The 25,292-nt window shown below is 68.8% G+C and carries 24 protein-coding genes; 13 read left to right on the top strand and 11 right to left on the bottom strand.

The genetic code is table 11. From position 1 onward, the window contains the following. The first annotated feature begins 86 nt into the window (after window positions 1-86). Complete coding sequence (locus tag IEV96_RS11620) at window positions 87-1,280, top strand: kynureninase (protein ID WP_188510748.1); 1,194 nt, start codon at window positions 87-89, stop codon at window positions 1,278-1,280. A 105-nt stretch (window positions 1,281-1,385) separates the two neighbouring features. Next, complete coding sequence (locus tag IEV96_RS11615) at window positions 1,386-2,555, top strand: low temperature requirement protein A (RefSeq protein ID WP_229733270.1); 1,170 nt, start codon at window positions 1,386-1,388, stop codon at window positions 2,553-2,555. 11 nt (window positions 2,556-2,566) lie between these two features. On the opposite strand, the gene IEV96_RS11610 is transcribed toward IEV96_RS11615, so the two are convergent. Beyond that, on the bottom strand, window positions 2,567-3,040 hold the full coding sequence (locus IEV96_RS11610) for an Lrp/AsnC family transcriptional regulator (protein WP_188510747.1): 474 nt from the start codon (window positions 3,038-3,040) through the stop codon (window positions 2,567-2,569). Between the two features lie 99 nt (window positions 3,041-3,139). Here IEV96_RS11610 and IEV96_RS11605 point away from each other — a divergent pair, with 99 nt between their 5' ends. The 3 genes from IEV96_RS11605 to IEV96_RS11595 are packed head-to-tail and all read left to right on the top strand — an operon-like array spanning window position 3,140 to window position 6,587. Further along, on the top strand, window positions 3,140-4,105 hold the full coding sequence (locus IEV96_RS11605; RefSeq protein ID WP_188510746.1) for a ketopantoate reductase family protein: 966 nt from the start codon (window positions 3,140-3,142) through the stop codon (window positions 4,103-4,105). A 41-nt stretch (window positions 4,106-4,146) separates the two neighbouring features. Continuing rightward, a complete protein-coding gene (locus IEV96_RS11600) occupies window positions 4,147-5,262 on the top strand; it encodes an acyl-CoA dehydrogenase family protein (RefSeq protein WP_188510745.1) in 1,116 nt (371 codons plus the stop codon). Between the two features lie 56 nt (window positions 5,263-5,318). After that, window positions 5,319-6,587 carry a uracil-xanthine permease family protein gene (locus tag IEV96_RS11595; RefSeq protein WP_188510744.1) on the top strand — a complete coding sequence of 423 codons (1,269 nt, stop codon included), beginning with the start codon at window positions 5,319-5,321 and terminating at the stop codon, window positions 6,585-6,587. A 14-nt stretch (window positions 6,588-6,601) separates the two neighbouring features. Here IEV96_RS11595 and IEV96_RS11590 read toward each other — a convergent pair whose 3' ends face one another. The 4 genes from IEV96_RS11590 to IEV96_RS11575 all read right to left on the bottom strand — a co-directional run bounded on the left by IEV96_RS11590 (window position 6,602) and on the right by IEV96_RS11575 (window position 10,103). Beyond that, window positions 6,602-7,027: a hypothetical protein gene (locus IEV96_RS11590; RefSeq protein ID WP_188510743.1), complete on the bottom strand. Its 426-nt coding sequence runs from the start codon at window positions 7,025-7,027 to the stop codon at window positions 6,602-6,604. Window positions 7,028-7,067: 40 nt separating this feature from the next. Then, window positions 7,068-8,303, bottom strand: a complete 1,236-nt coding sequence (locus tag IEV96_RS11585; RefSeq protein ID WP_188510742.1) for an alpha-hydroxy acid oxidase — start codon at window positions 8,301-8,303, stop codon at window positions 7,068-7,070. Between the two features lie 14 nt (window positions 8,304-8,317). Further along, the gene (locus IEV96_RS11580; protein ID WP_188510741.1) at window positions 8,318-8,980 is read right to left on the bottom strand and encodes a GntR family transcriptional regulator; all 663 of its coding nucleotides are present in this window, start codon (window positions 8,978-8,980) and stop codon (window positions 8,318-8,320) included. A gap of 100 nt (window positions 8,981-9,080) precedes the next feature. Next, the gene (locus IEV96_RS11575; RefSeq protein ID WP_188510740.1) at window positions 9,081-10,103 is read right to left on the bottom strand and encodes a LacI family DNA-binding transcriptional regulator; all 1,023 of its coding nucleotides are present in this window, start codon (window positions 10,101-10,103) and stop codon (window positions 9,081-9,083) included. Window positions 10,104-10,288: 185 nt separating this feature from the next. Here IEV96_RS11575 and IEV96_RS11570 point away from each other — a divergent pair, with 185 nt between their 5' ends. The 6 genes from IEV96_RS11570 to IEV96_RS11545 all read left to right on the top strand — a co-directional run bounded on the left by IEV96_RS11570 (window position 10,289) and on the right by IEV96_RS11545 (window position 17,965). After that, a complete protein-coding gene (locus IEV96_RS11570; protein ID WP_188510739.1) occupies window positions 10,289-12,310 on the top strand; it encodes a beta-galactosidase in 2,022 nt (673 codons plus the stop codon). Further along, entirely contained in the window at window positions 12,307-13,218 is a 912-nt protein-coding gene (locus IEV96_RS11565) for a carbohydrate ABC transporter permease (protein ID WP_229733268.1), read from the top strand. Before IEV96_RS11570 ends, IEV96_RS11565 begins: the two co-directional genes overlap by 4 nt. Continuing rightward, window positions 13,215-14,093, top strand: a complete 879-nt coding sequence (locus IEV96_RS11560; RefSeq protein WP_229733266.1) for a carbohydrate ABC transporter permease — start codon at window positions 13,215-13,217, stop codon at window positions 14,091-14,093. Before IEV96_RS11565 ends, IEV96_RS11560 begins: the two co-directional genes overlap by 4 nt. Window positions 14,094-14,148: 55 nt before the next feature. Next, entirely contained in the window at window positions 14,149-15,480 is a 1,332-nt protein-coding gene (locus IEV96_RS11555) for an ABC transporter substrate-binding protein (RefSeq protein WP_188510738.1), read from the top strand. Between the two features lie 16 nt (window positions 15,481-15,496). After that, window positions 15,497-17,611: an alpha-galactosidase gene (locus IEV96_RS11550; protein ID WP_188510737.1), complete on the top strand. Its 2,115-nt coding sequence runs from the start codon at window positions 15,497-15,499 to the stop codon at window positions 17,609-17,611. 66 nt (window positions 17,612-17,677) lie between these two features. After that, complete coding sequence (locus IEV96_RS11545) at window positions 17,678-17,965, top strand: hypothetical protein (RefSeq protein ID WP_188510736.1); 288 nt, start codon at window positions 17,678-17,680, stop codon at window positions 17,963-17,965. Window positions 17,966-18,375: 410 nt separating this feature from the next. On the opposite strand, the gene IEV96_RS11535 is transcribed toward IEV96_RS11545, so the two are convergent. The 6 genes from IEV96_RS11535 to IEV96_RS11510 all read right to left on the bottom strand — a co-directional run bounded on the left by IEV96_RS11535 (window position 18,376) and on the right by IEV96_RS11510 (window position 23,907). After that, a complete protein-coding gene (locus tag IEV96_RS11535; RefSeq protein ID WP_188510734.1) occupies window positions 18,376-18,774 on the bottom strand; it encodes a four-helix bundle copper-binding protein in 399 nt (132 codons plus the stop codon). Between the two features lie 68 nt (window positions 18,775-18,842). Then, entirely contained in the window at window positions 18,843-19,679 is an 837-nt protein-coding gene (locus tag IEV96_RS11530; RefSeq protein WP_188510733.1) for a sugar phosphate isomerase/epimerase family protein, read from the bottom strand. Beyond that, window positions 19,676-20,836 (bottom strand): dihydrodipicolinate synthase family protein, encoded by a 1,161-nt coding sequence (locus IEV96_RS11525; protein WP_229733264.1) that lies wholly within the window; start codon window positions 20,834-20,836, stop codon window positions 19,676-19,678. Before IEV96_RS11525 ends, IEV96_RS11530 begins: the two co-directional genes overlap by 4 nt. 10 nt (window positions 20,837-20,846) lie before the next feature. Then, a complete protein-coding gene (locus tag IEV96_RS11520; protein WP_188511236.1) occupies window positions 20,847-21,944 on the bottom strand; it encodes a Gfo/Idh/MocA family protein in 1,098 nt (365 codons plus the stop codon). Between the two features lie 185 nt (window positions 21,945-22,129). Next, entirely contained in the window at window positions 22,130-23,242 is a 1,113-nt protein-coding gene (locus IEV96_RS11515; protein ID WP_188510731.1) for a sensor histidine kinase, read from the bottom strand. Then, window positions 23,239-23,907 carry a response regulator transcription factor gene (locus tag IEV96_RS11510; protein WP_188510730.1) on the bottom strand — a complete coding sequence of 223 codons (669 nt, stop codon included), beginning with the start codon at window positions 23,905-23,907 and terminating at the stop codon, window positions 23,239-23,241. Before IEV96_RS11510 ends, IEV96_RS11515 begins: the two co-directional genes overlap by 4 nt. Window positions 23,908-24,061: 154 nt before the next feature. On the opposite strand from IEV96_RS11510, the gene IEV96_RS11505 reads away from it, so the two are divergent. Then, window positions 24,062-24,667 (top strand): M15 family metallopeptidase, encoded by a 606-nt coding sequence (locus IEV96_RS11505; protein ID WP_188510729.1) that lies wholly within the window; start codon window positions 24,062-24,064, stop codon window positions 24,665-24,667. Window positions 24,668-24,717: 50 nt separating this feature from the next. Continuing rightward, on the top strand, window positions 24,718-25,239 hold the full coding sequence (locus IEV96_RS11500; protein ID WP_188510728.1) for a hypothetical protein: 522 nt from the start codon (window positions 24,718-24,720) through the stop codon (window positions 25,237-25,239). The last annotated feature ends 53 nt before the right edge of the window (window positions 25,240-25,292 follow it).

Below are 25,292 nucleotides of genomic sequence, written 5' to 3'. Positions count from 1 at the left end.
TATAGAGGCACGGCGCGTCGAAACTGAGAAACTGCCACCGTTGCCCCTGTTCCGCAGGCGGGGACGCTTGATAGTAGCGTCGAGCCATGACGACCGACCTGGCCCCCGGCCCCCTCGACGACGCCGACCCGCTCGCTCGCCACCGCGACCTCTTCGTCAGCGACGCCTCGGTGACCGCCTACCTCGACGGCAACTCCCTCGGGCGCCCGCTTACGGCATCCGTCGACCGCGTCGCGACGTTTATGACCGAGCAGTGGGGCGGCCGACTGATCCGGGGATGGGACGACGGCTGGCTCGAACTCGGCCAGCAGATCGGCGACGACCTCGGCCGGGTCGCTCTCGGGGCCGCGGCCGGACAGACCACGATCGGCGACTCGACCACGGTGCTGCTTTACAAGCTCGTGCGCGCGGCGGTCGACGCCCGTCCGGGGCGAACCGAGCTCGTGATCGACCGTGACAACTTCCCGACCGACCGCTACGTGCTCGAGGGCATCGCGGCCGAGCGCGGCCTCACGCTGCGCTGGATCGCCTCGGGCGAACCGACGCCCGAGGCGCTCGCCGCGGTTCTGTCGCCGGCAACCGCGGTCGTCGTGCTGAGCGCGGTGTCGTACCGGTCCGGTTTCCTCGCCGACGTGCCCGCGCTCACGGCGCTGGCGCACGAGGCGGGCGCGCTCATCCTCTGGGACCTCTGCCACTCCGCCGGCGTCGTGCCCACCGAACTCGACGGATGGGGTGTCGACCTCGCGGTCGGCTGCACCTACAAGTACCTGAACGGCGGGCCGGGATCGCCCGCGTTCGCCTACGTCGCGACGCGGAACCAGCGGATGCGCCAGCCGATCCAGGGCTGGCTGGGCAGTGCGACCCCCTTCGAAATGGGGCAGGGTTACGAGCCCGCCGAGGGGATCCGCGCGTTCACGAGCGGCACGCCGCCGATCGTCGGAATGCTCGCGATGCGCGACATGATCGCCCTCATCGAGGAGGTCGGCATCGACGCGGTCCGGGCGAAGTCCGTGGCGCTCACCGAGTACGCGGTGGCGATCGTCGACGAGCTGCTTCCCTCGGCGGTTCTGGCCAGCCCGCGCGACCAGCGGCGCCGCGGCAGCCACGTGACGATCGACCACGACGGGTTCGAGGCGATCATGCCCCGACTCTGGCAGCGCGGCGTTATCCCCGACTTCCGTCGTCCGAACGGCATCCGGCTCGGCCTGTCGCCGTTGTCAACGAGTTTCGCCGAGGTGGCGGCGGGCGTCACGGCGATCGCCGAGCTGGTCAAGGAGTAACGGGCCGGAGCCGCCGCGGCCGAGCCGCCGCCGCGGCCGAGCCGCCGCGGCCGAGCCGCCGCCGCGCCACCGGGCCGGCATTCCTCCAGCCCCTACAGTGGTGGCATGCCTCGTCTCCTGACCCGCATGTCCGCCCGCGACACGGCCGAGGCGCACCGCTCGTCGAGTCCGCTCGAGCTGCTCTTCGACCTCGTCTTCGTCGCCGCGATCGCCCAGGTGGCGGCGCAGCTCGCCCACAGCATCGCCGACGGACACGCCCTCGAGACACTCGGCCCCTACCTCATGGTGTTCTTTGCCATCTGGTGGGCCTGGATGAACTTCACCTGGTTCGCGTCGGCGTACGACACCGACGACGTTCCCTATCGCGCGCTCGTGCTCGTGCAGATGGCCGGGGTGCTCATCCTGGCGGCCGGAGTGCCCTCCGCGTTCTCGGGCGTCGACGGCGGATTCACCGCGGTCACGGTCGGCTACCTCGTGATGCGCGTCGGACTGGTGGCACTGTGGCTGAGGGCGGGAGTCCAGCATCCGGAGGGCCGTGCCACCGCGTTCCGCTACGCCGCGGCCATCACCGTCGTGCAGGCGCTGTGGCTCGCGCGGCTGGCGCTCCCCGACGGCGGACCCTGGTGGATCTTCGTGATCATCGCCGCGGCCGACCTCTCGGTTCCGCTGTGGGCCGAGCGCACGGGCCACACCGCGTGGCATCCGCACCACATCGCCGAGCGCTACGGGCTGTTCACGATCATCGTGCTGGGCGAGAGCGTGCTCGCCGCGACCGTCGGGGTGCAGGACGCGCTGGAGGGCGGCGGCCTGAGCGCCGACCTCATCGTGATCGCACTCGCAGGACTCGCGCTGCTGTTCGTGCTCTGGTGGCTCTACTTCTCCGAGCCCGCCGGCGACGGGCTCGCGCGACGCCGCGACCTCTCGTTCGTCTGGGGCTACGGCCACTACCTGATCTTCGCGGCGCTCGCGGCGGTGGGCGCCGGGCTGGAGGTCGCGGTCGAGTCGGCTGGCCACCATACCGAGACCGCCGACACGGTTGTAGCGCTCGCCATCGCGATCCCGACCGCGGTGTTCCTCGTGATGCTGTGGGCCGTGCACGCGCCGATCGTCGACCGGGTCGTGATCAACCCGGCCGCGATCGGGGTGACCGCCGCGCTCGTCGTCGCGGCGGCGTTCGCGGCCCCCGCGCTCGGCGTCGCCGGGGCCGTCGTGGCCATGGTGATGGTGCTCGTGGCGTTGCTCGCCCTCACCCTCGTTGCCGAGTCGAAGCGGTAGAACCGCGGCCGCTACTTCGCGCGGGCGTGACGCTCGAGCAGCGGACCCATGCGGTTCGGGATGATCTCGGCCATCGCGAGCGTCGTGCTCGACCGCGTGACCCCCTCGATCTCGAGGATGCCCGTGGTCAGGCGGTAGAGGTGCGCGGGGTCGCGCGCGGCGATGCGCACCTGCAGGTCGCCCTCGCCCGTGATGGCCAGCGCCTCGAGGATCTCGGGTATCGCCGTGAGCTGGCGCACAGTGTCGTCGGAGTTGCTCTGCGTGATCGAGAGGCGCAGGAAGGCGATGAGCGGGTAGCCGAGCGACGCGGGGCTCACGCGTTGGCTGGGCGATCCGAGCTGGTGCCGGTCGGCCAGTTTGCGCAGGCGCGCGTGCACGGTGTTGCGGGCGATGCCGAGCGCGCGCGAGAGCGACAGGGTGGTCGCCTCGGGCTCGGCATCGAGAGCGAGAATGATTCGCGCATCGGTGGCATCGAGATTGGGCATAGTGCAGTGTAACGGGCTGACTCAACGCTGGAATCGCGCAGGATGCGCAATCTGTGAGGCCGTGTTGCGCACCATGCTCAACGTCCACATCCTTGAGCTATGACCGACTTTCTCCGCGCCGTTCCGACCGCGGGTGCCGCACGCCGACCCACCGTCGCCATCGTCGGAGTCGGCGCCATCGGCACGGTCGTCGCCGACGCTCTCGCCGAGCGCGCCGAGGTCGTTCTCTGCCGCCGCGGGACCGCGGCACCGATGACCATCGAGGTCGCGGGAGACGTCAGGCGGGTGGATGCGGCCGTCGCCACCACGCCCGCCGCCCTCGGCCCGGTGGACTGGGTCGTCGTCACCGTCAAGGCGCAGGACACCGCTGCCGTCGGCCCCTGGCTTGACGCCCTCGTCGGTCCGCACACCACCGTCGTCGTGCTGCAGAACGGCATCGGCCACGCCGAGCGCGTCAGCGAGTGGGTGGGCGCAGACCGTGTCATCCCCGGCATCGTCTATATCGCCGCCGAAAAGGTGACGCGCGACCTCGTGGTCTGTCGCGACCCCGGTGCGCTCGCGCTCGCCGCGGGCACCGACGCCGCCTCGCACCGCGCCGCCGCCGCGTTCGCCGAGCTCTTCGACGCCGACCGCATCGCCGTGCGCCTCGTCGAGGACTTCGTGACCGAGTCGTGGACCAAGCTCGTGATGAACTCGGCCCTGAACACCGTGACCGCGCTCACCGACCGCACGATGGAGGTCACGACCGACCCGAGCGTGCGCCCGCTGCTGAGCGCGCTCCTCGCCGAGGGTGTAATCGTCGCCGCTGCCGAGGGAGCGCGGTTCGCGCCGGGCGCGGCCGAGACGTTCCTGCTGCGCATGGACGGCCTGCCCCGCAACAGCGCGACGTCGATGCACCTCGACCGCCGGGCGGGGCGTCCGCTCGAGCACAACTACCTGACCGGCGCAGTACTGGCCGCGGCCGAGCGGCACGGAATCGACGTGCCCACCGTGCGCATGGTGCACGGGTTGATCGACGCGCTCGGAGCCAAGCCCCAGCCGCTCGACGAGGAGATCGCCGCGTAGCACCCCGGCCCCGGCGGCACCGCTGGGCGTAGTTTGGACGGGTGACCGCCCTCAACGAAGACCTGCTCGCCCGCATCCGCTCGCGCGCCGCAGGCTACGACCGCGACAACGCCTTCTTCTCCGACGACCTCGACGACCTGCGCGCCGCCGGCTACCTCGGGTCGCGCCCGCTGCTCGAGGTCGCCCGCGACCAGCGACTGCTCGGGGCGCATGCGCCCGCGACGGCGCTCGGCATCAACATGCACCTCGTTGTGGTCGGCATCGCCCGGGTGCTGCACGAGCGCGGCGACGGCTCGCTCGACTGGATCGCGGCCGAGGCCGCCGCGGGCGAGCTCTTCGCGTTCGGCAACAGCGAGGCGGGCAACGACCAGGTGATGTTCGACTCGCGCACGAAGGCCGAGCCGCAGCCCGACGGGTCGTACCTGTTCACGGGCACGAAGATCTTCACCTCGCTGTCCCCGGCGTGGACGCGCCTGGCCGTCTTCGGGCGCGACGATTCGGATGACTCGGGGCCGACGCTCGTGCACGGTGTGCTCACTCGCGAGACGCCGGGCCATCACGCTGCGGGGGAGTGGAACCCCCTGGGCATGCGCGCCACGCAGAGTTTCACGACCGTGCTCGACGGCGCGCGCGTCGCTCCCGAACGCATCACCCGGATCCTGCCCGTCGGCCCGGTCGCCGACCCCTACATCTTCGGACTGTTCGCCGATTTCCTGCTGCTGATCTCGAGCGTGTACGCCGGCATCGCCGACCGCGCCCTCGAGCTGGCGGTCGAGAACGTCTCCTCGCGCCGCTCGATGAAAACCGGACTCGCCTACGGGCAGGACCCGGACATCCGTTGGCAGCTCGCCGACGCCGCGATCGCGCTCGACTCGCTCGCGCCCCAGATCGAGGGGCTCGCCCGCGACGTCGACGAACTGGCCGACCACGGGACGGCGTGGTTCCGCCTGCTCGTCGGCACCAAGACGCGCTCCGTCGACGTGGCGCGGTCGGTGGTGGAGACGGCGATCCGGGTATCGGGCGGCTCGTCGTACGGCGCCGACACCGAGCTCTCGCGCCTGTATCGCGACGCCCTCGCCGGGCTGTTCCACCCGAGCGACCCGGAGTCGGCGCACGCGACGGTGGCGACGAACCTGTTGGGCGCGCTGGAACTGTGACCAGCCGTTATCCTCGATAAGCGCCATTTCGGGCGCCGCACCCCTACGGAGGAAACGTGGCCCTGCCCTGGACACTGCACGGCGACGGCAAGAACGTCGGCGCGACGGAGATCGTCGCCCCCGAGGAGCGCCTCACCTGGCTGCGCACGATCGGCTTCGGCAGCCAGCACGTCGTCGCGATGTTCGGCGCCACCTTCCTCGTGCCCCTCATCACCGGCTTCCCGCCCGCGACGACGCTGCTGTTCTCCGGCATCGGCACCCTGCTCTTCCTGCTGATCACCGCCAACCGGCTGCCGAGCTACCTCGGGTCGTCGTTCGCCTTCCTCGCCCCCATCAGCGCGGCCACCGCGTCGGGCGGGCCATCCGTAGCCCTCGGCGGCATCATCGTCGTCGGCGCACTGCTCGCGGTGATCGGCATCGTCGTGCACCTCACCGGCACCGGCTGGATCGACGTGGTCCTTCCGCCGGTCGTCAGCGGTGCGATCGTCGCGCTCATCGGCTTCAACCTTGCGCCGGCCGCGAAGAACAACTTCGCCGAGTCGCCCGTCGTGGCGATCATCACCCTGCTCGCGATCATTCTGGCGGCGGTGTTCTTCCGCGGATTCCTCGGGCGGCTGTCGATCATCCTCGGCGTCATCGTCGGCTATGTCGCGGCGACGATCGCGGGAGAGGTCGACTTCAGCGCGGTCGGCGACGCGGCCTGGGTCGGCCTGCCCGAGTTCACCGCGCCGTCGTTATCGAGCGACAACGTGGGCGTCTACCTGATGTTCCTGCCTGTGGTGCTCGCGCTGGTCGCCGAGAACGTCGGACACATCAAGGGCGTGGGGCAGCTGACCAACCGCAACCTCGACGGCCTCACCGGCCGGGCCCTGTTCGCCGACGGACTCGCGACGGTGCTCTCCGGTCTCGGCGGAGGTTCGCCGACCACCACCTACGGCGAGAACATCGGCGTTATGGCTGCGACCCGGGTCTTCTCGACCGCCGCCTACTGGGTCGCCGGCATCGTGGCGATCCTGCTCGGGCTGTCGCCCAAGTTCGGGGCGATCATCAACACCGTGCCGGCGGGCGTGCTCGGCGGCGTGACCACCGCGCTCTACGGTCTGATCGGAATCATCGGCGTGCGCATCTGGGTCGAGAACCGGGTCGACTTCAGCAAGCCGAAGAACCAGCTCACCGCCGGTGTGGCCCTCATCATGGGCATCGCCGACTTCACGATCAACCTCGGGCAGCTCACCTTCTCGGGCATCGTGCTCGGCACGGTCGCCGCGATCGTCGTGTACCACCTGATGAACAGCATCGCGAAGCTGCGCGGCACCGACAACTAGAACGGAACCTGAAACTAGCCGAGCAGGTTGCCGTTGTCGACGAGCATCGGCCGTCCGATGGCGAAAGTCCTCTTCTTCAGCAGGCCCTTTCGCCCGTAACGCTGCGCGAACACGAAGCTGGTGTCGGCGTCCCGCTCGGACACCTCGACGAACACCGCCTCGGTGCGCGTGCCCTCGAGGGTGAAGTATCCGTCCCAGGCGACACCGGCGCGCACGCCGAAGCCGTCGAGCCTCACCACGGCGCGGGCCTGCTGCAGGGCCTCGTCGTGCGTGCCGGCGGTGGTGCGCTTCAGCGTGAGTTCTCCGGAGGGCAACTCGACGAGGCCGAACGCGACCAGCGGGCGGCCGCGGGGGATCACCGCGTCCGTCGCGCGCGTCAGCAGCGCCATCGTGAAGTCGTCGAGCGTGGTGGGAGGTTCCGCGAGGGTCAACTCGTTCATGAGAAAACCTTAGTGGATGGACGACGCCGGTTAACGAGCGCTACCGCTGCCGTGGCACCAGTCGCTCGAGCTGTGTCACGTGGCGCGGTTCGAGCTCGTCGAGGCTCTTCACCCCGAGCAACCGCATCGTACGGGCGATCTGATCGGCCAGGATCTCGATGGTACGGTCGACGCCGTCGCGTCCGCCCGCCATCAACCCGTACAGGTACGCACGCCCGATGAGGGTGAACTTGGCGCCGAGCGCTATCGACGCGACGATGTCGGCGCCGCTCATGATTCCGGTGTCGAGATGGACTTCCGTGTCCTTGCCGACCTCGCGCACGACATCCGGAAGCAGGTGGAAGGGGATCGGCGCGCGGTCGAGCTGGCGCCCGCCGTGGTTCGACAGGGTGATGCCGTCGACGCCCATGTCGGCGAGGCGCTTGGCGTCGTCGACGTTCTGCACGCCCTTCACGACGAGCTTGCCCGGCCACTGCTGCTTGATCCAGGCGAGGTCGTCGAAGGTGACCGTCGGATCGAACATCGAGTCGAGCAGCTCGCCGACGGTTCCGCTCCAACGGTCGAGCGAGGCGAAGGCGAGGGGTTCGGTGGTGAGGAAGTTGATCCACCACTCGGGCCGGGGGATGGCGTTCACGACGGTGCCGACGGTGAGCTGCGGCGGGATGGAGAAGCCGTTGCGCTTGTCGCGCAGGCGGGCTCCCGCGACGGGAACGTCGACGGTCACGAGCAGTGTGTCGAACCCGGCCTTCGCCGCGCGGTCGACGAGCGCCATCGAGCGCTCGCGGTCCTTCCACATGTAGAGCTGGAACCAGTTGCGCCCGTCGGGGTTCGCCGCCTTCACGTCTTCGATCGCGGTGGTGCCCATGGTCGACAGCGAGAACGGGATGCCGGCCGCGGCCGCGGCGCCCGCCCCCGCGATCTCGCCCTCGGTCTGCATCATGCGGGTGAAGCCGGTGGGAGCTATGCCGAACGGCAACGCGACGCGGCCGCCGAGCACCTCGCTCGACATGTCGACCGTCGAGACGTCGCGCAGGATCGACGGAGTGAACTCGATGTCCTCGAACGCCTGACGGGCGCGCTTGAGGCTGATCTCCGCCTCGGCGGCGCCCTCGGTGTAGTCGAACGCCGCCTTCGGCGTGCGGCGCTTTGCGATGTCGCGCAGGTCGGCGATCGTGAGCGCGCCCTGCAGGCGACGTTTCTTGGCGTTGAACTCCGGCGTCTTGAAGTTCATGAGCGGACGGAGGTCTTTGTACTTGGGGATTCGGTGCTGAACCATGGGTGGTCTTCTCTCTAGAGGGGATCGGTGTCGAAGTGGGTGAGCAGTCGGTCGCGCGCTCCGGCGATGTGCTCGCGTGTGAGGCGAGCGGCGCGGTCGGCGTCGCCCGCGGTGACCGCGTCGAGGATGCCCTGGTGCTGGGCGCCGACCTCGGCCGCGGTGAGCAGGTGGGCGGCTTGGACCTGCCCGATGCACAGCTCGATTTCGCCCATCAGCAGCGCGTGCATCCGCGCGAGCCGCAGGCTGGGCTGGCCGGCGACGAGCGCGCGGTGGAAGTCGATGTCGTGGGTGGCGAAGTCGCCGTCGGCGGTGTCGGACGTGGCCGTCGCAAGCAGGGCGCGGTGGGCGCTGAGCGCCTCGGCCGGGAGGGGGCCGCCGGTCGCGAGGGCCGCCACCGCCGCGCTCTCGACGACGGCCCGGCTGTCGAACAGGTCGAGGATGTCGGCGCGGCTCAGCCGCGGAACCCGCGCGGTCTGGTGCTTCTCCCGTCGCAGCAGGCCGTCGGCGACGAGCCGCTCGATGGCGGTCTTCGCGGTGGGCCGGGCGACGCCGAACCGCAACGCGATCGCGGATTCGGTCACCGAGTCGCCGGGGGCGATGCTCTGACTGATGATCGCCGAACGGAGCCCCGAGTAGATGGCATCGGGAAGGACCGCGGATGTCGCATCCGTCGTCATCTCGCACCTCCCGGGTCATCGTCGGCTCAGATTGTCTAACAACCTAGCAGATTGTCTGACAATACTGGTCGCCGATTCCGGCAGGGCGCGATCCGCGCGACTACGCCGAATCGCGCCAGACGATGTGGGTCTCGAGGAACGTGCCGGCGTTGTCCACGGCCTCGCCGCGGATCTGGGCGAGCACCGACTCGGCGGCCCGGCGTCCGAGCTGGCCGGCCGGCTGGTGCACGGTCGACAGCTGCGGCTGCGCACGGATCGCCCACACGCTGTCGTCGAAGCCGACCACTCCGACGTCGCCGGGCACCGAGCGTCCGGCCTCGCGCAGGGCGTCGAGCACCCCCGCCGCGATTGCGTCGGACGCCGCGAAGATGCCGTTCACGTCGGGCGCCCGACGCAGCAGCTCCCGCGTTCCCTCGAGCCCGCTGGCGTGGGCGTAGAACGGCTGCTGCACGACCAATCCCGGGTCGTAGGCGTCGCCGAGCGCTGCGGCGAAGCCGGCCACGCGGTCCTGCCCCGAGTCGCGGTCGAGGCCGGCCGCGATCATGCCGATCGTCGAGCGGCCCGTCTGCATCAGACGGGTCGTGATGGCCTTCGCGGCCGAGAAGTTGTCGATGCCGACATAGGGGATGCCCTCGATGTCGACGGGGTGACCGACGAACGCCGCCGGGATGCCGATCTGCGACACGATCTTGGCGATCGGATCGTGGGCGCGGGCCGAGACGATGATCACGCCGTCGACGAATCCGCCGGTCAGGTACTGGGCCACGCGCGTGCTGTCGCGGTCGGAGTCGATGACGAGCGAGACGAGCTGGTAGTCGGCGTCGGAGAGCACCGAGTTGGTGCCGAGCAGGATGCTGCCGATGTTCGGGTCCTCGAGAAACAGCGAGTGCGGCTCGTGCACGATGAGTCCGATCGCGTGCGACTGCCTCGTCACCAGGTTGCGCGCGGCCGTATTGCGCACGTACCCGACCTGCTCGATGGCGGCCTCGACGGCCTTCTTGGCGGACTCGGAGACGTACGCCTCGGAGTTGAGCACGCGGGAGACCGTCCCACGCGAGACCCCCGCCACCCGGGCGACGTCGTTGATCGTCGCTCTCGTGGTGGGGAGGCGGCGAGCGATCACCCTCACACACTACTGCGCCCCCGGGTTGACACTTTCCGTCGGGTCTGTTTATTCTGGGAGCGTTCACAGACTCTCAACGAAGAGTTGTCGGCGCTTCTCTGGGAGCGTTCACAGATACTTCACGAAGTCGAGAACGCCGAGCGCCGAACGGGCGCTCCCCGCACTGACAATGGAGCCTCCTCGCCGTGAGCAAGACACCCGTAGCCGAACTCGTCGATCAGGCGCGGGCGCAGTTCACCTATGGCGCCGACTACAACCCCGAGCAGTGGGCTCCGGAGGTGTGGGTCGAAGACGCGCGCCTGATGCAGCAGGCCGGCGTCAATCTCGTGGCCATCAACATCTTCGGGTGGGCGCAGCTCGAGCCTCTGCCCGGCCAGTACGACTTCTCTTCGCTCGACGCGGTGATCGAGGTGCTGCACGAGCACGGCATCGGCATCAACCTCGGCACCGGGACGTCGAGCCCGCCGGCCTGGCTCGCCTACGACCACCCCGACTCGCTGCCGACGATGGCCGACGGAACCCAGCGCTACTTCGGCGGCCGCCAGGCGTTCTGCCCCAGCTCGCCCGCCTACCGCGAGCACTCGCTGCGCCTCGTCGAGCAGGTGGCCCGCCGCCACGGCGCCCACCCCGCCGTGAAGCTCTGGCACGTCTCGAACGAGATCGGCTGCCACAACGCGCACTGCTACTGCGCCGTGTCGGCCGAGGCCTTCCGCGGCTGGCTGCGCGAGCGCTACGTCACCCTCGACGCCCTCAACGACGCCTGGGGCACCGCGTTCTGGAGCCAGAAGTACGGCGCGTGGGAGCACATCCAGACCCCCCGGCTCACGGTCTCCACCGGCAACCCCGGCCAGGCTCTCGACTTCATGCGCTTCTCGAGCGACGAACTGCTCGGCCAGTACCGCGCCGAGGAGGCCGTGCTGCGCGAACACAGCGCCGCCCCGGTCACCACCAACTTCATGGTCACGGCGCACATCCGCAACCAGGACTACTGGGCGTGGGCGCCGCACATGGACATCGTCGCCAACGACCACTACCTCGACCACCGCCTCGCGAACACCCGCGACGAGCTCTCGTTCGCGGCCGACACGACCCGCGGCCTCGCCGGCGGCGACCCCTGGATGCTCATGGAGTCGGCCACGAGCGCCGTCAACTGGCAGCCCCGCAACATCGCCAAGACGCCGCGCGAGATGATCCGCAACTCGCTCAGCCACGTTGCGCGGGGCGCCGACGGCATCAGCTTCTTCCAGTGGCGTGCGTCGCTGCAGGGCAGCGAGAAGTTCCACTCGGCGATGCTGCCCCACGCCGGCGAAGACTCCAAGGTCTGGCGCGAGGTCGTCGAACTCGGCGAGACCCTCGCCAAGCTCGCCGAGGTCACCGGCACCCGCGTCGTCACCGACGTCGCGCTCGTCTTCGACTGGCAGGCCTGGTGGGCCACCGACCTCGACTCGCACCCCACCGGCGACATCAGCTACCTCGACCAGGTGCACCGCGTCTACAACGCGCTGCTCGCCGAGGGTTTCACCGTCGACATCGTCGCTCCGGGCGCGAGCCTCGAGGGCCACCGGTTCGTGGTCGTGCCCAGCCTCTACGCCGTCAGCGATGCGGATGCCGCGTCCCTCGCCGATTTCGTCGCTTCCGGCGGCCACGCCGTCGTCACCTTCTTCAGCGGAATCGTCGACGGCAACGACCGCGTGCGTGCCGGCGGTTACCCGGGCGCGTTCCGTGACCTTCTGGGCGTCTCGACCGAGGAGTTCTTCCCGGTCGAACCCGGCGTCGAGCTCGCCCTCAGCAACGGCTCGACCGCCACCACCTGGGCCGAGTGGGTGCACCTGCGCGGCGCCTCCGCCGTCACCACCTTCGAGTCGGGGCCGCTGGTGGGCGTCCCCGCCGTGACCCGCAACGAATTCGGGGACGGCACCGCCTGGTACCTCGCCACCAACCTCGACCCCGAGGGCCTGCGCGGGGTGCTCGCCACCGCCGCCCTCAAGGCCGGCGTCGCGACCCCCGTCGCGTCGCCCGACGGGGTCGAAATCATCCGTCGTTCCGGCGACACGGGCGACTTCCTCTTCGTCATCAACCACACGGATGCCCCGTTCGAACTCTCGGCAACCGGAACCGACCTCATCACAGACACCGCCGTCGAAGGCACCCTCGCCGTCGCAGCGGGCGAAGTGCGCGTCGTAAGAGAAAGCAGGGACAACCCGTGACCACCGAGTCCGTAGTCGCGGCCGGCGCCAAACCGCGCCGCACCCCGATCAAACACAAGAGCGCCATCGCGTTCTTCATCGCGCCGTTCGCCGCGCTGTTCGCCGCGTTCTACCTGCTGCCGATCGGCTGGGCCATCTACCAGTCGCTGCTCGTCGTCGAACGTGACGGCACCTTCGGCAAGCCCGTCGAGGTCTTCGGGGGCCTGACGCAGTATTTCCTGGTCTTCCAGAACGAAGAATTCTGGGCATCCGTCGGCCGCGTCCTGCTCTTCGGGGCGGTGCAGGTTCCGGTGATGCTCGGCATCGCGCTCGTGCTCGCGCTGCTGCTCGACTCGCCCCTGGTGAAGGGGAAGAAGTTCTTCCGCCTCGCGTTCTTCGTGCCGTACGCGGTGCCCGGCGTGATCGCGGCCATCATGTGGGGCTACCTCTACTCGCCCAACCTGTCGCCGTTCGCCGCGTTCACCTCGGAGGTCGACCTGCTGTCGCCGTCGACCGTGCTGTGGTCGATCGCGAACGTGGTGACCTGGGTCTACGTGGGCTACAACATGCTCATCATCTACTCGGCGCTGCTCGCCCTGCCGTCGGAGATCTTCGAGGCCGCCCGTCTCGACGGCGCGAACCAGTGGCAGATCGCTTGGAGCATCAAGATCCCGCTGGTCGCGCCGGCCATCACTCTCACCGCGATCTTCTCGATCATCGGAACACTGCAGCTGCTCGCCGAACCGCAGGTGTTCCGCAGCTTCACCTCGTCGGTGTCGAGCACCTTCACCCCGAACCTCGCGGTCTACGCCACCTCGGCCGTGCCGAACGTGAGCCTCGCCGCCGCGATGAGCGTCGTGCTCGCCCTCGCGACCTTCGCGCTGTCGTTCGGTTTCCTCAAGTTCACCCAGCGTAAGGCCGACAAATGAGCAACGACGTAACCACGAAGGCCCGCGCGGGAGCCCCCAAAGAGAAGCTCGCCTCGCGCACGGCCGCCATGATCATCATGGGCGTCTCGACGCTCTACTTCCTGGTGCCGATCTGGTGGCTGTTCATCTCGTCGACCAAGAGCCGCGCGCAGTTCAGCTCCACCGCGGCCCTCTGGTTCGCGGACTTCAACCTGTTCACGAACATCGCCGACCTCGTCGCCTACAACGACGGTGTTTACCTGAAGTGGATGCTCAACAGCATCCTCTACGCGGGAACGGGCGCGCTGCTCGGAACGCTGTTCGCCGCGATGTGCGGGTACGCCCTCGCGAAGTACCACTTCCCGGGGCGCGAGCTCGTCTTCAACGTCGTGCTCGGAGGCGTGCTCGTGCCGGCGACCGCGCTCGCGCTGCCGTTGTTCCTCATCTTCAGCCAGTTCAACGCCACCAACACGTTCTGGTCGGTGTTCCTGCCCAGCCTGGTCAGCCCGTTCGGCGTCTACCTCGCCCGCATCTTCGCCTCGGCCAGCGTGCCCGACGAACTGCTCGAGGCCGCCCGCCTCGACGGTGCCAGCGAGATCCGCACCTTCTTCTCGGTGTCGCGCCGGCTGATGACCCCCGCGCTCGTCACGATCTTCCTGTTCCAGTTCGTGGCCATCTGGAACAACTTCTTCCTGCCGCTCATCATGCTGCGCGACCAGACCCTCTTCCCCGTCACCCTCGGCCTCTACACCTGGAACTCGCAGGTGAACCAGATCCCCGAGATCCGCACGTTCGTGATCATCGGCGCCTTCCTGTCGATCATCCCGCTCATCATCGCCTTCCTCAGCCTGCAGCGCTTCTGGCGCGGCGGGCTGGGGGCCGGAAGCGTGAAGTAGCGCCTCCACCACCCTCCCGCACCATCCCATTTCAGAGCAGAAAAAGGAAAGAGACATGCAACTCAAAAACAGCAGGCGCATCGCAGCGCTCGGCATCGTCGCCGCGATCAGCCTCACCGGCTGCGCGGCCGGCAGCGACTCGGGCAGCACCGACGGCGCCGTCGACTGCACCCCCGCCGACGGCAAGGTCGAACTCTCGTACACGTCGTGGATCCCCGGCATCGAGAACGTCGTGGCCCTCTGGAACGAGAAGAACCCCGACATCCAGGTGACGGTTCAGACCGGTCCGAACGGCAACGGCGGAACGTACAAGAACTTCTTCAACCAGCTCAGCGCCGGCAACGCGCCCGACCTCGGCCAGATCGAGTACGACGCGCTTCCGAACTTCCGCGTTCAGGACGGCCTCACCAACCTCGCGAGCTGCGACATCGTCGCCGACTCGGAGGACCAGTTCATCGACTGGACCTGGAACCAGGTGTCGTTCGGTGAGGATGACGCGGTCTACGCGATCCCGCAGGACACCGGCCCCATGGCGATGTACTACCGTGCGGACCTCTTCGAGGCTGCCGGCATCCCGGTTCCGACCACGTGGGACGAGTACGCGGCTGCCGCGACGAAGATCCGCGAGCAGGGCGGCTACATCACGAACTTCCCGCAGAACGACGTGAACTGGTTCGCCGGTCTCGTCTGGCAGAAGGACGGGTCGTGGTTCTCGAACGAGGGCGAAGCGTGGGACGTCACGCTGACCTCGCCCGAGAGCGAAGAGGTCGCCTCGTACTGGCAGGACCTCATCGCGGCCGACCTGGTCTCCAAGGTTCCGGCCTGGACCGACGAGTGGAACAACGCCTACAACACCGGTAGCGACTGGACCTGGATCTCCGCCGTCTGGGGCGCCAACTCGATCTCGAGCGGCGCACCCGACACGGCCGGCAAGTGGGCCGTTGCCCCCATGCCGCAGTGGACCGCGGGTGAAGAGAAGGCCGGAAACTGGGGCGGATCGTCGACCGCGGTGCTCACCGGTTCCGAGCACCCCTACGAGGCCGCGCAGTTCGCCCTGTGGCTGAACACCGACGACGAGGCCCTCACGGCCCTGAACAAGGAAGCCAACCTCTACCCGGCGACGAAGGCCGGCCTCGACCTCCCCGTGCTGAGCGAGGGCGTCGAGTTCTACGCCAACCAGAAGATCTACGACACGTTCGCCGACGCTGCCAACCAGACGAACGCCGACTTCACGTGGGGTCCGACCATGACGCAGACCTACGCCGACGTGGCTGACGGTTTCGGCAAGGTGCTGGGAGGCGAGGGAACGCTGAGCGACGCCCTCGCGACCGGCCAGACGAAGACCATCGCGGCCCTCGAGGCCGCGGCGATCCCGGTCAACAAGTAGCAGTAGAACAGTAAGCATGATCCATCACCTCCGTGCCGCGGGCACCAGCTTCGTGCTGGACGCCCGCGGCACGGGCGTGCCCGTGATCGTTCACTGGGGTCCCGACCTCGGTGCGCTGTCGCCCGCCGCCCTCGAATCCCTCGCCGACTCCCAGGTGCCCGCGGTCGGGCCGAGCTCGATCGACACGCCCCTTCGGCAGTCGATCCTGCCGGTGATGGCCGACGGCTGGAGCGGGCGGCCCGGCATCGCGGGGCACCATGAGAGTGGTTCGTCGTCTGCGCCCGCTTTCTCCCTGTCGGTCGCTGAGCCGATCCCGGTCGCTGAGCTTGTCGAAGCAGGCCTGCGCATCACCCTCGACTCCGCGGCCCTGCGTGTGCGCGTCGACATCGAACTCACGCCCGACGGCGTCCTCCGCCAACGCCTCACCGTGACCAACACGGGTGACAGCGTCTACGCCCTCGCCTCCCTCGACGCGGCGCTGCCGATCCCCACCCGCGCGCGTGAACTCCTCGACTTCACCGGGCGCTGGCCGCGCGAACGCCAGCCGCAGCGCCGCGACATCGCCAACGGCACGTGGACCCGTGACGCGCGGCACGGACGCCCCGGCCACGACAACGCCTTCCTCATGGTGGCCGGCACCCCCGGTTTCGGCTTCCGCTCCGGCGAGGTCTGGGGCGCGCACCTGGCCTGGAGCGGCGACCAGCGGCTCTGGACGGAATCCGCGTCGACGGGCCACACGGTGCTCGGCGGCGGCGAACTGTTCGAGCCGGGCGAGGTGCGCCTCGCTCCGAACGAATCCTTCGAGTCACCGTGGCTCGTCGCGGCCTTTTCGGATGCCGGACTCGACGGGCTCGCGCAGAGCTTCCACCGGTTCATCCGGTCTCGACGGCCGCTGTCGACCCGCAAGGTGATGCTCAACACCTGGGAGGCCGTCTACTTCGACCAGAGTGCCCAGAGACTGATCGAGCTCGCGGATGCCGCGGCGTCGGTCGGCGTGGAGCGTTTCGTCCTCGACGACGGCTGGATGGTCGGACGAACCGACGACCGCCGCGCGCTCGGCGACTGGATCGTCGACCCGGTGAAGTGGCCCGACGGCCTGCACCCGCTCGTCGACCACGTGCTCTCGCTGGGCATGGACTTCGGCCTCTGGGTCGAGCCCGAGATGGTGAGCCTCGACTCGGCCGTCGCGCGCGAGCACCCGGAGTGGGTTCTCGGCGCCTTCGACAACGGAGCACTTCCGCTGCCGTGGCGCTGGCAGCAGGTGCTCGACCTCGCCAACCCCGACGCCTTCGCACACGTCCACGCGCAACTCGCCGCCCTGCTGCGCGAGTACCCGATCAGCTACCTCAAGTGGGACCAGAACCGCGATCTGCTCGGCGGCTCGGCGCACCGGCACACCACCGCGACGTACGCGCTGATGGACGCGCTTCGCGCCGAGTTCCCGGGGCTCGAGATCGAGTCGTGCTCGTCGGGCGGCGGCCGCGTCGACCTGGGTGTGATCGAACGCACCGACCGCGTCTGGCCGAGCGACACCAACGACTCGCTCGAGCGGCAGGCGATCTACCGCTGGACCGCCGGGCTTGTTCCTCCCGAGTTTCTCGGCGCGCACCTCGGCGCCCCGACCGCACACACCACCGGCCGCACGCACGAGCTGAGCTTCCGACTTGCGACCGCGCTGTTCGGGCACGCGGGCATCGAGTGGGATGTCACGACGCTCGGGCCGGACGACCGCGCGGCCGTGGCCGAGTGGGTCGCCGCGTACAAGCTGCACCGCGGGCTGCTGCACTCGGGCGACGTCGTGCGCAGCGACGCCGGGGATGCGACGCGCTGGGTGCACGGGGTGGTCGCCGCCGACGCGTCATCCGCTCTCTTCGCGGTCGTCGCAATGACGGCCACGCGCGATGCGGTCGTCGGACCGACGACGCTGCCGGGGCTCGACCCTTCACGGGACTACCGCGTCACGCCGGTGCGCCTCGGGGCGTGGCCGCGGGTCGTGCAGGACGCGCCGCCGCCCTGGTGGGACGCGGGCGAGGTGACGATGAGCGGCCGGATGCTGGCTGCCGTCGGTATCCCGATGCCGCTCCTCGCGCCCGAGCAGGCGCTGGTGCTGCACGTCACGCTGGCCGAGTAGGCCGCACTGTTTCATAGTGTGACGGGCGGCCGTGACATCCGAAAACCGTCGACCTATCGTCGGTGCATGACCTACTCACTGCGTTCGGGATTCGAGGCCGGCTACGAGCTGAACGCGATCCAGCGCATGGCGGCCGTCACGACGGCGAGCCACTGGCGCGACGTGGTCGTCACCGCGGTCGGCGACGACGGCTGGATCGACCTGGTCGACGTCGACTCGCAGGCCGAGTCGCGCGTCTGGCACCACGAGGCGACCGGCGTGAGCGTCGGCGAGCCGGTGTCGCTGCACGGCCAGTACTCGGTGTTGGCCGTGGGGCGGGCGCTGTTCAGCGTGCGCACCGCGCCCGTGACGTGACGGTGAATCGCGGCTTCTCGAAAACCGTGGTTCAGTTCGTGCTGAATATCAACGCGAACTGAACCATCGATTTCGAAGAACGGTGTTCACATCAGGCTCGGGCTTTCCGCCGCTTTTTGACGGCGTGGATTACCGCCGCTAGTGCGAAGCTAGACGCGGCAATCGATCCGAATATCACGGTCGCGATGTTTACGCCGATCTGTCCGTCGTCGTCCGAGACGATCGATGCGATCTGCAGGCCGACGAACACCAACCAGACAACGGATAGACCTATATTCGAGACGACAGGATGAGCGCCAATCCAGGTCACGAATCTAAGGTTCCCCATGAGGAAACCATAGCTTCTGCGCGAGTTGTGCGGTCAGGTTTCGATACGGTCGCCAGAGCGACCTACTCAACCGGCTGACGAGCTAGCCCGCTACCGGCATCGAGGCCTTGAGTTCCTCCATCGCGGTGACCGCGTTCGTGCACACCTCGGCGCACATGGCGCAGTGGTCGCTCATGTCGGCGTGCATCATGCACTCGGTGGCGCAGGCGCGGCACATCATCATGGTGGCCTCGAGCATCCCCATCATGCTGGCCATGTCGTAGCCGGTCGGGCGCATCATCATGCGCATCATGGTGTGCGTCATGTCGGCGGTGTTGGCGCACATGCTCATCATCTTGGCCATGCCCTCGCCCATCGCAGCATCGGCGCACATGGTGGCGGCCTGTTCGGCCGCGGCACACGCCTCGATGCACTGCTGCATGAGCTTCATGTCCATGGACATTTCCATGGGCATCATCGTCATCATCTTCTCGGTCGTCATATCCACGAGCGTCTCCGGTCTGTCGAGCGAATGGGATTATTACGAAATGTTACGCTCGCGCCCGGTCGTTACGACAGGTGCGGGCCCACAACCGCGGCGAAACTGTCCCGCGTTCGCGCGGCGACCTCGTCGTAGGGCGAATCCCAGATCTGCTGGTTGAAGATCTCCACCTCGACGTCGCCTGCGTACCCGGCGGCCTCGACCGCGGCGGTGATCGACTCGAAGTCGATCACGCCGTCGCCCGGGTAGTGCCGGCCCAGCAGTACGTCGGCGGGGAGCGGCGTCGCCCAGTCGCAGACCTGGTAGCTCGCGATGCGGCCGGCGGCCCGCTCGATCTGCGCCAGCAGTTGAGGGTCCCACCAGACGTGGAAGGTGTCCACCACAGCACCGACCACGCCCAGCGGAAATTGTTCGGCGATGTCGAGAGCCTGACCGAGCGTCGAGATGACGGCCCGGTCGCTCACGTACATCGGGTGCAGCGGTTCTATCGTCAGCGTGACGCGGGCTGCAGTCGCGTCATCCGCAAGTTCTGCGATCGCATCGCGCACCCGTTCACGCGCGCCGACCAGATCTCTCGACCCCTCGGGCAGCCCGCCGGCGACGAGCACCAGGGCCGGGGCGCCGAGCGCGTGCGCCTCGGCGATCGCGCGCCGGTTGTCGTCGATGCTCTCGCGCCTGGCCGCTGACTCCTCCATCGTGAAGAAGCCGCCGCGGCAGAGGCTCGAGACGCGCAGCCCGCTGTCTTCGACGAGACGGATGCTGCGGCTGAGGCCCGCCGCCTGCACGGGTTCGCGCCACAACCCGATGCTCTCGTACCCGGCCTTGACCGTGGCATCGAGCGCCTCGGCGAGATCGGCGTACTTGATCGTGGCCTGATTGAGGCTCAGGCGAGGATGGGCGCTCATCGGCCGATTCCGTTCAGCCTGAGCAGCGCGTGCCAGCGCTCGGCGGTGAGCTCGGGCTGCTCGAACGCTCCCGAGCGGTTCGCGAGCCGCACGATCTCGCTCAGGTGCGGCAGTGAGCGTGCCGAGTGCAGCCCGCCGACCATGCTGAACGCGTCCTGGTGGCCGTTGAGCCACGACATAAAGGCGACGCCGGTCTTGTAGTAGAAGGTGGGGGCGGCGAAGATCTGGCGCGAGAGGTCTTCGGTCGGGCCGAGAATGCTCTCGTACTCGCCGCTGTCGCCGGCGTCCAGGGCCTGGATTGCGGCGGACGCGCTGGGGGCGAGGGCCGCGAAGGCGCCTAAGAGGGCATCCGAGTGCTTGCCGCCGGTACCGGCGATCAGCCCCACGTAGTTGAAGTCGTCGCCCGTGAACATGGTCGCCGTCCCGGGCAGCTGTGCGCGCACGGCGATCTCGGCGAACGGGTCGAGCAGGCTCATCTTGATCCCGCTGACGTGCGCGGCGTTCTCGGTGATGATCTCGAGCACGGTCGCGCTCGCGGTCTTCGAGTCGGTCGAGCCGAAGTAGCTCGCGAGGCTCGGGTCGAAGGCGGCGCCGAGCCAGTGCAGCACCACGGGGGTGGACGCTGCGCCGAGCACCTCGCGGTACACCCGCAGGTAGTCGTCGGCGCTCTGGGCCGCGCGCGCCAGGTGACGGCTGGCCATGAGCACGACGCCCGCGCCGGCATCCTCGGTGAAATGCAGCTGCTCCTTGTAGGCGTCGATGACGTCGTCGAGCGAGATGACCTCGTCGTCGACGTGGTCGGTGTTGACGCCGACCACCAACGCGCCGCCCTCCTCGCGGGCGGCCTGCGCACTGCGGGTGATCAGCTCGCGGGTGGCCGCGGCGTCGAGGCCCATGTTGCGCTGCGCGGTGTCCATGGCGTCGGCGACACCGAGCCCCCACGACCAGACGTGACGGCGGAAGGCGAGGGTCGCATCCCAGTCGATGTCGGCCGGCTGGCCGGGAGTGTTGTCGGCGGTCGGGCGCGGCACGACGTGCGCGGCGGCGTAGGCGATGCGGCTGCGCAGGGGAGCGGTCGGCTTCACGTAGGCCGGTGCCGGCTTGAGGTCGACGGTGCTGGAGACACCCGCCGCGTCGATGAGGAGGAGGTCGGTCACGGTGTTCGCCTTAGCTGTTGGGAAGATCGATGCGGCGACCCGTCGCGTTCGACTCCAGACCGGCCTCGGCGAGCAGAACTCCGCGCGCGCCGGCCAGGAAGTCGTAGGGGTGGGGCGCATCCTCGATCACGTGCAGCAGGAACTGTTCCCACTGCGTCTTGAAGCCATTCTCGAACACGTCGTTGGTCGGGATCTCCAGCCAGTCGGCCGTGTAGTCGTGGGTCTCGGCGAGGTCGGGGTTCCAGGTGGGGCGCGGCGTCGCGTTGCGCGGCTGGATCTTCGCCCCGAACAGGCCGACCACGGCGCTGCCGAGGGTGCCGTCGACCTGGAACTCGACGAGTTCCTTGCGGTCCACGCGCACCACCCAGCTCGAGTTGACCTGGGCGACGATGCCACCCGCCAGGTCGAAGACACCGTAGGCCGCGTCGTCCGCGGTCGCCTTGTAGGGCTGTCCGTCCTCTCCGACCCGCGTCGGGATGTGCGTCGCGGCGCGCGCGTAGACGCTTTCTACGCGGCCGAAGAGGTTCTCGAACACGTAGTTCCAGTGCGGGAACATGTCGACGATGATGCCGCCGCCGTCTTCGCTGCGGTAGTTCCAGCTGGGGCGCTGCGCGTCTTGCCAGTCGCCCTCGAAGACCCAGTAGCCGAACTCGCCGCGCACGCTGAGGATCTGGCCGAAGAAGCCCGAGTCGATGAGGCGCTTGAGCTTCTGCAGGCCGGGCAGGTAGAGCTTGTCGTGCACGACGCCGTTCTTGATGCCGGCCTCGGTCGCGAGGCGGGCGAGTTCGAAGGCCTCCTCGCTCGACTCGGCGGTGGGCTTCTCGGTGTAGACGTGCTTGCCGGCGGCGATCGCCTTCTTGATGCCCTTCACGCGGGCCTGCGTCACGAGCGCGTCGAAGTAGATCTGCCAGCGCGGGTCGGCCAAGGCGGCGTCGAGGTCGGTCGTGTAGTGCTCGATGCCGTGCTTGTCGGCGAGCTCCTTGAGCGTGACCTCGTTGCGCCCGATGATCATGATCTCGATCTGCTGGCGCGAGCCGTCACTCGTGACGACCCCGCCCTGGTCGCGGATCGCGAGCAGCGAGCGCACGAGGTGCTGGCGGTAGCCCATCCGGCCGGTGGCGCCGTTGACGATGATTCCAATTGTCGACTCTGACACTGGGTCTCTTCTCTGATTCTCGTGGCACCGATTCGTCCGGCACGCGGGAAAGCGTTTACCAAACTATAGCCAGCGAGGTCGGATTGGGCAAACATCAAATTTGCGGATGCGCCGCGGCCGGGCGCGCCGGCGGGTGCTCAGCGGCCGTCGGCGGGCAGTGTGACAGTTACCTCGAGTCCGCCCGCAGCGCGCGGGACGATGGCGAGCGAGCCGCCGTGAACGGCGGCGATGCGATCAACGAGAGCGAGGCCGAGCCCGTTGCCCGCGACGCCGCCGGCAATCCGCCCCGCCCCGCGCAGGAACGGCTCGGCGAGGCGTGCCGCCGTTTCGGCGTCGAACAGGCTTCCCGTGCTCTCGATGCACAGCGCGACCGTGCGTAATTGGTGGTCGGAGGTGATGCTCACGAAGGCCCGCCCACCGCTGCCGCTGTGCCGCACTGCGTTCTGCACGAGGTTGGTGACGAGCTGGGTAAGCAGACCAGCGTCGCCGATCACCGTCGCCGCCCCGAGTTGAGACGTGATGGTCACATCGCGCCGATCGGCCTCGTCGGCGTTCTCCTTGATCGCCGCGCGCACGATGTCGGCGATGCCCACGGGCTCGGCCGTGGCGACGATGGCGTTGGCATCGGCGAGCCGCAACAGAGCCGCGGTGAGTGCCACGGCGCGGTCATTCGTGATGCGGAGCCGCTCGAGAAGAACGGGGTAGTCCTGCTCGTCTGGGTTGCGCAAGGCGACGTCCAACATGGTGGCTGTAACGGCCAGGGGCGTCCGCAGCTCGTGCGACGCGTTGGCGGCGAACCTTTCCTGTACCTCGAACGCGTCGCGCAACCGGTCGAGCATGTGGTCGAAGTTGTCGGCGACCTGTCGGAACTCGTCGTTGCGCCCGGTAAGGGCGATGCGGTGCTGTAGATCGCCCGTAGCGACTATCTGCGCGGCTTCGTTGATGCGCCGCAGGGGGGCCAGGATCCAGCCGGCGAGAAACCAGCCGCCGATGATCCCGATCAGGGCGAGTGCGACGAGCGCCAGCGCGGAGAACCCGAGGACCGCTTTCAGGATGTCTCCCCGCGAGCCGATCTGCAGGTTGGGGCTGTCGCCGGGTATCGCGGGTGCGAGCGGGTAGTTGGGTACGTAGTACAGCACGACGTAGACGGCGATGAGCACGACGGCGCCGGCGGCGACGAGGAACACGGCGTAGCTGAGGGCGAGACGCAGGCGCGCGCTTACGCGCACCCGGGGGGTTGCGGCGCTCACGGAGTCGCCTCGACGAGGCGGTAACCCGCTCCGGACACCGTCGCGATGAGGTCGGGTGACCCGAGTGCCTTGCGCAGGGTCGACATCGTCACCCGGGGCGCGCTGGTGAACGGATCGGCGTTCTCGTCCCAGGCCTTTTCGAGCAACGTCTCGGCGCTCACCACGCCGCCGCCCGCCTGCATCAGCAGGTGCAGCACCGCGAACTGCTTGCGGGTGAGCTTCAGATAGCGGCCGGCGCGGTAGGCCTCCTGCCGGAACGGGTCGAGCCGTAGGTCGGCGAACTCGAGCACGGGAGGGGAGACCGCGACGGGGCGCCGGGCCAGGGCGTGCAGCCGCACGATCAGCTCTTCAAGAGCGAAGGGTTTCGTGAGGTAGTCGTCGGCGCCGAGCTCGAAGCCGGCGACCTTGTCGTTCAGGCGGCTCGCCGCGGTCAACATCAGCACGCGCACCGCCGGATGGTCGCGGGTGATCGCCGCGCAGACGTCGTCGCCGTGGGTGCCCGGAATGTCGCGGTCGAGCACGACCACGTCGTACTCGTTCACGGCGACTCGCTCGAGGGCGTCGTCGCCGTCGAAGGAGACGTCGGCGGCGATGGCCTCGTGGCGAAGCCCCGCCTGCAGGGCTTCGGCGAGGAACACCTCGTCTTCGACGATCAGCACACGCATGGTCGCCTCCTCAGCGGTCGTGTCGGGAGCCTCAGTTTAGGCAGAGGCCGTGTTGCAGAAATGTGTGGAAAAAGCGCAACGACAGCGAAACGCCCGGCTTGGTGGAGTGGGTCCCAGGCCGACGGGAACACCGGAAGCCGACGAAAGGAAGACTATGACGCACCCCGCTCGCCGCCGACTCGGACCGCGCGGCATCCTCACCGCCGTGCTGCTCGTTCTCGCACTCGGACTGGGCCTCGCGGCCTGCGCCGCGACCGACGGCGGTACCCGCATGCCCGCCGGCATCCCGACCGTCGCGACCGCGTCCGGCAGCGACGCGTACACGGAGGAGAACGGCTACATCGCCGTCGGTGACTCCGTATCTCCCTTCGACGAGCACGTGCCGACCATCGCGAAACTCGACCCCGAGCTGCGCGCCGCCGTGCAGGCCGCCGCGACCGCGGCCATCGCCGACGGCTTCGAGTTCGTCGTCACCTCGGGCTGGAGGAGCGCGGCCTATCAGCAGGCGCTGCTCGACGACGCGACGGTCACCTACGGCAGCCTCGAGGAGGCGCGCAAGTGGGTGAACACTCCCGAACTCTCCGCGCACGTCACCGGCGGAGCCGTCGATATCGGCTTCACCGATGCGAACAGCTGGCTCAGCCAGCACGGCGCCGACTACGGGCTGTGCCAGATCTACGGCAACGAGATGTGGCACTTCGAACTCGCGGTCGAGCCCGGTGGCACCTGCCCCGTTCAGAAGGACGACGCCGCCGGATGACCCGGCCACCGTCCCCACACACCCCACTCACTCACCCCAAAGGAGAAACCATGAAAACGACCACCCGCTCACCCCTGACCGAGAAGGCCCGAGCGCGTCGCTCGTGGCTCGTGACCCTGCTGGCCACGCCCGCCCTCGTCATCGCGCTCGCCGGATGTGCCTCGGCGTCGCCGGACGCAGCCGACCAAGGCCAGGGCAACGGTTCCGGCGGCGCCGCACAGCAGCCGACGACCAATGCCGAATTCGAGGCGGCGCGCGACGCGTACGACCTCAAGCTCGCGCAGTGCCTCCGCGACCAGGGCCTGGATGTCAAAGACCCGCTGCCCGGTGTCGGAATCAGCGAGGACAGCCCCGAGATCCGCGAGGCGTTCCCGACCTGTTCGGCGGAGATCGGCGATCCGCCATCGTCCGCGGGTATCCAGGCCACGCCGGAGGATCTCGAGAAGGCTCTGGCGCAGGCCGAGTGCCTGAGGGAAATGGGCTACGAGATCCAGGAGCCGACGGCGGACGACATCGGGTTCATCCCGGCGGAAGTCACGAACGAAGACTTCGAGACGTGCCGAACCTCGTGACTCCGTCTCCGACCCAGCCGAACGCAGCTCCTCGGCGTCGACGGTGGGCGGTC

It is taken from the genome of Conyzicola nivalis (genome assembly GCF_014639655.1).
Classification (GTDB): Bacteria; Actinomycetota; Actinomycetes; order Actinomycetales; family Microbacteriaceae; genus Conyzicola; species Conyzicola nivalis.
The sequence above is the reverse complement of the archived record's forward strand: the minus strand, read 5'-3'. Positions and strand labels throughout refer to the sequence as shown.

Bases quoted from the DNA above. Each gene is read 5' to 3' on its own strand.
- IEV96_RS11505 (WP_188510729.1), top strand. From the start codon at position 24,062: ATGACGCACCCCGCTCGCCGCCGACTCGGACCGCGCGGCATCCTCACC.
- IEV96_RS11510 (WP_188510730.1), bottom strand. From the start codon at position 23,907: ATGCGTGTGCTGATCGTCGAAGACGAGGTGTTCCTCGCCGAAGCCCTG.
- IEV96_RS11580 (WP_188510741.1), bottom strand. From the start codon at position 8,980: ATGACGACGGATGCGACATCCGCGGTCCTTCCCGATGCCATCTACTCG.
- IEV96_RS11585 (WP_188510742.1), bottom strand. From the start codon at position 8,303: ATGGTTCAGCACCGAATCCCCAAGTACAAAGACCTCCGTCCGCTCATG.
- IEV96_RS11590 (WP_188510743.1), bottom strand. From the start codon at position 7,027: ATGAACGAGTTGACCCTCGCGGAACCTCCCACCACGCTCGACGACTTC.
- IEV96_RS11615 (WP_229733270.1), top strand. From the start codon at position 1,386: ATGCCTCGTCTCCTGACCCGCATGTCCGCCCGCGACACGGCCGAGGCG.
- IEV96_RS11620 (WP_188510748.1), top strand. From the start codon at position 87: ATGACGACCGACCTGGCCCCCGGCCCCCTCGACGACGCCGACCCGCTC.
- IEV96_RS11555 (WP_188510738.1), top strand. From the start codon at position 14,149: ATGCAACTCAAAAACAGCAGGCGCATCGCAGCGCTCGGCATCGTCGCC.
- IEV96_RS11605 (WP_188510746.1), top strand. From the start codon at position 3,140: ATGACCGACTTTCTCCGCGCCGTTCCGACCGCGGGTGCCGCACGCCGA.
- IEV96_RS11610 (WP_188510747.1), bottom strand. From the start codon at position 3,040: ATGCCCAATCTCGATGCCACCGATGCGCGAATCATTCTCGCTCTCGAT.
- IEV96_RS11535 (WP_188510734.1), bottom strand. From the start codon at position 18,774: ATGACGACCGAGAAGATGATGACGATGATGCCCATGGAAATGTCCATG.
- IEV96_RS11545 (WP_188510736.1), top strand. From the start codon at position 17,678: ATGACCTACTCACTGCGTTCGGGATTCGAGGCCGGCTACGAGCTGAAC.
- IEV96_RS11500 (WP_188510728.1), top strand. From the start codon at position 24,718: ATGAAAACGACCACCCGCTCACCCCTGACCGAGAAGGCCCGAGCGCGT.
- IEV96_RS11530 (WP_188510733.1), bottom strand. From the start codon at position 19,679: ATGAGCGCCCATCCTCGCCTGAGCCTCAATCAGGCCACGATCAAGTAC.
- IEV96_RS11560 (WP_229733266.1), top strand. From the start codon at position 13,215: ATGAGCAACGACGTAACCACGAAGGCCCGCGCGGGAGCCCCCAAAGAG.
- IEV96_RS11550 (WP_188510737.1), top strand. From the start codon at position 15,497: ATGATCCATCACCTCCGTGCCGCGGGCACCAGCTTCGTGCTGGACGCC.
- IEV96_RS11520 (WP_188511236.1), bottom strand. From the start codon at position 21,944: ATGGGCTACCGCCAGCACCTCGTGCGCTCGCTGCTCGCGATCCGCGAC.